Source organism: Carboxylicivirga taeanensis (assembly GCF_051851475.1).
In the GTDB taxonomy this organism is placed as follows: Bacteria; Bacteroidota; Bacteroidia; order Bacteroidales; family Marinilabiliaceae; genus Carboxylicivirga; species Carboxylicivirga taeanensis.
Genome location: NZ_JBPUSJ010000029.1, coordinates 1 through 5,044, shown reverse-complemented (window position 1 = coordinate 5,044; position 5,044 = coordinate 1). Strand labels below are relative to the sequence as shown.

Annotated in this window: 2 protein-coding genes; both read left to right on the top strand. The window is 30.9% G+C overall.

Annotation, left to right across the window (positions count from 1 at the left end; genetic code table 11):
* The first annotated feature begins 280 nt into the window (after window positions 1-280).
* Window positions 281-4,678, top strand: a complete 4,398-nt coding sequence (locus ACSX1H_RS18675) for a hypothetical protein (protein WP_439185772.1) — start codon at window positions 281-283, stop codon at window positions 4,676-4,678.
* Entirely contained in the window at window positions 4,678-4,929 is a 252-nt protein-coding gene (locus ACSX1H_RS18670; protein ID WP_439185771.1) for a hypothetical protein, read from the top strand. Before ACSX1H_RS18675 ends, ACSX1H_RS18670 begins: the two co-directional genes overlap by 1 nt.
* The last annotated feature ends 115 nt before the right edge of the window (window positions 4,930-5,044 follow it).

The window sequence follows — 5,044 nt, the reverse complement described above, 5'->3', positions numbered from 1 at the left end:
AAAAGAAATGTAAAACAAAATATGCGCTTTGGCTCCGTTCAACTTGGAGAGTTTATAAGGTTAAATCGCCTTACGACGCCATGCGGCAGGCCGTTATGCATCACCCAAAACAGTGAGAGTAATAATAAACAAATTGAAAAATGAAATCCAGCCAACTCGACACAAAATTAAAAGAGGTGTTTTTCCGCCACACTTTCCGACATGAAAACACCACATCTAATTTTGTTCCATCACACAAGATGACCAAGAACGAACAACGGCTCATACATATCTATGAACTATGAATTGGAATAAATTTCTAACATACGGAGACAGTCAACAAAATTCTTTCGAGACTTTATGTAATCAACTTTTTGAAAGATACTTGAAAAGAACTTATGAAAAAAGACTTAATAAATTTCGAGTTATTAATGGTGCAGGTGGAGATGGAGGTATTGAGGCATATGGTGAATTGATTTCAGGTGATATTATTGCTGTACAGGCAAAATGGTTTACACAGAGTTTAGGGGATAGTGAGATACGTCAAATTAAAAACTCAATTTTAACAGCAATTAAATTAAGGAGTCAAATCAAAGAATATATCATATGCATACCTCATAATGTAAATTCCTTAAAAATTGGTAGAGGTAAAAAACCTACAACCAATCATGAAGAAAATAAAGTTAACGCTTTAATTGATGAGATTAATAAAATCTATCCTGACTTAAACTTAACATGGTGGTTTGACAATGAAATCTTAACTGAATTACAACAAGGTAATAATGAGGGTGTTCATAAGTATTGGTTTGACAACGAAATTATTTCGCTTGAATATTTACAAAAACAATTCAAGTTGCAAAAAAAAGGGTGGCTTAATGAACGGTACATTCCTGAGTTACATGGACAAGGGCTAATACACAAAGAATATCATAAAGTTTGTTTTTCTCTTGAATGGAGACAAGAGTTATATAAACACACTAAAGATGCATTAAATGACATACAATTCTGTGTTACACAAATTGAACAATTTATTCCCATAAACCACCAATTAGCAGAATTAAATCCAGAATTGGAAGCTATTTCTGAAAATTTAAAGAGTTTTCACAAAGAACTTAAAGCCTTAGGAAATCAAATTAAAACGGGTAATGACTCCTATAAATCACAAAAAATAAGAGAATATTCTCTTTGGGAAATTAAACTAAAGCTTGAAACGATAACACCAGACAATTCCCAAAAGAATATTTTGCCCAAGCTAATTGCATCACTAGACAATGTTCATAAATATGATTTACCCCAATTTATTGAGCAAATTAATTTAGGCTTTATACAAAGCATAAGGTTAATATTAGGTGAGCCTGGCACCGGAAAAACTCATGGGTTAGCTAATTGCGTAGAAAATCACCTAAATCAAAATTCACCTGGACTTATTATACAAGCGAAAGGATACCCAAATAATGATTGGACGGAGATACTTTCAAAATCATTAGAACTTAGAAACTGGAGAAAAGATGAAATATTATCAGCACTTGAATCTCTTGCAATAAGAAATGATGTCCACATTGCAAGCTCACTTAAAGCCGGAGAAGAGCCGAATTCTCAATCGACGAAAGTAATAGTTTGCATAGATGGACTTGAAGAAGACATAGAAAATGAAAAACAATGGTATTCAAGAATTAGAGAAAGTGAACAACTTACCATTGATTACCCTCGAGTGAAATTTATTTTTAGTGCAAGAAGGTATTTTTATAATAACCAAGAAGTACCAACAAGAGGATTATTTGAAGAAATATTTTTACCAAGAGAAGGAGATGTCCCAATAAGCGAAATATCAGAGAAATATTTTAGCAAAGACCACTATAATATACAAATATCATCTTATTCATTGATAAATGGAATTGATAGCTTATTTGCATTACGATTATTTTGTGAACAATATAAAAACTCAACAATAACAAAAAGAGACAGAATAGTCACTGCAACAAGGGATTTGTTAAATCTTAAGATTGAAAAAATAAATCAAGAGTTCCTTTTGTCATTGCAAAATAAAAAGGGTAATACACGAAATCCCATACTTGAATCATTAGAAATAATTGCAGATTTCTTTTATTCTAATGTTGAAGTCGAACATAACTATTTAGTTGAACTAATAGAACCAGTAGTTCGAAACTATATGGACAATTCTGAAATTGATTCGCTAATAGATTATTTAGCAATCAATGGTTTCTTAATACAATCGGTACGGATTGAGGATAATGGAATATTGAAAAAGAAAAAACACTTTTACAATATTACGTACCAATCCATTATTGAGCATATTATATCTTCAAAAACATCTTATGAAATCAAGAATGGTTTAATAAATGAAATACCTTCAATTCTAAAAAAAGGGATGATTCAACCATTTGATTTTACTCCTAAAGATGCATTGAGTATAAATGATAAGATGCCAAATAAAAGAATTATTCAAAATATTGTTGTCGATTTATTTATTGAAAAGGGGCAACTCATAGGTGAAAATAATTTTTTAACAGAAGGATTTAATAAAAAGGAAGTATTTGAATTGCAGATGGAGGCATTAAGATCTGCCCCTAAGGAATTAGCACTAAAATATAAGTCAAAGGTTGATTCAATGTTTTTTGGTGGATTTCAAAAACAATTTCAGATATTAAAATTATTGATTTTACCATCAAGTTATACATCAGAAAGTGTTTATGGAGCTGAATATTTACATTCAATTTTAATTAACCAACCTTCCGTTTTTGAAAGGGATAAACTTTGGTCTGGTTTAGATAATTATGAAAAAAGAAGCTTTGATTCTGAGGATATTTTAAGATACACTTATGAAAACAATACATTAGTTTTTGATGAATTAGGTATTGGCAAATTATACTTATCTGAATTTCATAAATATAATGAGCTGCCTTTGGTTTTTGCTTGGGGACTATCGACAATAGACCAAAAACTAAGAAATAGTCTAAGGGTAGCATTAACCGAATGGGCAATAAAACAACCTAGTGAATTCTTACTACTTCTCGATAAAATATTTTTATGTAATGACCCTCAAATTCAAGAGGATTTGGCTTCAATTATGCTTGGTGTAGCAAGCCGATTAAAAGAGAAAAACGAAATTAAGAATTTAGCCATTTGGTCTATTGAAAATATTTTCAATCACACTGATATTTATAGAAATATAATTGTTAGACAAGGTTTTAGAGCGATAGTAGAAAGAGCATATCAGCTTGACCTACTTACGAAAAAGGAGCTCCTAAAATCTAGGCCTAAACCTGCAGAAACAATTTGTCTTTTACCACTTGAAAGTAAAGTTAATAAAACTGGCAGAGGTGATGAATGCTATCCAATAGTTCATGATTTAGCATGGTATGTTATTAAAAAAGCATATGACGATTTTTTAGAATATCCCTCATCTTTAGGGAATGGCTTGGAAGATAATGATTGTAAAGAAGCGAAAACGCTGTTAGGCGAATATCGTAAGAAACCAGATGGTAAAGGGTTGTATGCTCATAGTTGGACAATGTCCATTGCAATTGCCTACATAAGAAGCTTAGGTTTTACCAGAACCCAAGGTAATGGATATACCGAAGCCTCACATGGAGGTAAAAGCAAAATATTTACTTATGAAGAAAAGTATACTTGGCTTGCGGTACATTATATTCAAGGTTATTTATCCGATTATATTCCTATTAAAAGATGGTCAGGCGAAAGAGTTTTTGTGAAAGATTATTTTCAAATAACAGATATTCCTAATCCAGCAGAATCAATAATTAATATAGATGAAGCTATAGATAAAGTACATAGTAAAAGTGATTGGGTTATCAAAGAAGTGCTTTCTAAAGAATTGGATACAAAAACTAACATTAAAGATAGTATCACTAATTGGATTAACGAGGAACCTGAGTTAGATTTTAAAAAATGGCTTTGTTTTGATTCTGTAGATTTTAATCTGAATGATGAAAATAGAAATTGGTTAGCTTTATACAATCATACGAGTTTGCATAATTCTAATGAGATTTGTTATTCTTACATTGATATTAAAGCATGTCTTGTTTATAAATCAGATTTAAAGACTTTACAACAAATCCTAAAGGAAAATTCTGACGCCCTTCATTTTACAACTCATTTAGATGGATTAAGTTCTTCTCCACAAACTGATACGTATTGTAATCCTACAGATATAGTTTGGATGACATGGATTGACGAAGATGAAAAAAATCAAATTTTTTATGATTCAAATTCTGATACAGAAAAAGAACTATTTCATGCTTTAACTAAGATAGTTCAAAATACTATTGATGGAGAGAACTACTTAATGCTTCCTTCTAAAAAAGTAAGAGAGTTAATTGGTAGTTATGAATTATTGGGTAGTGAATTAAAAAATCAAAATCAAAAAACAGTTGCATTTAATTTCAAAAAATCAAATGGCTCATATAGAGATAATCAAGAATTAGTATTAATAGACCAAAATATTTTGCAAGATTCAATTGAGAAAAATGGATTAGAAATTGTTTGGTTTATTGAACTGTTTAAACAAAAAAATCCGTTGAATAAAAGCCTTGACAAAGATTTTCATATACAGAAAGCTAGAAAATATTTTTGTTGGTTAAAAGATGGGGAGGTTGAAAATATAAAATTCTGGGATGAGAGTTTCACCAACCGAAGGGATAAGGATGAATTTGAATAATGCCAACACATTTGGTAGCACATTTACATTTTTCCCTACCTGCTAACCAACCAGAAAAATGCAAAAGAGCTACCAATCCATCACACAGAGAATTGGCAAAACAAGATAAAAAAATAAAAAAGGGCGAATGCATAACAATGTATATAAAACATTTGGCAGATAGTACTAATTTAAAAGCTATTACACTTAATGAAAATTGTAGCGGTTTGACAGGTTTGCTCTCCGAAATGCCAAACGTTTCATATACGTAGCCGTTAGTACCCATGTGTCTGGGCGCACAAGATTAATATTTACCAATGAGAAGTATTATACTGACAGAACGATATGTAAGCCCGACAACATCATATGATTGATTGACAGCACTGA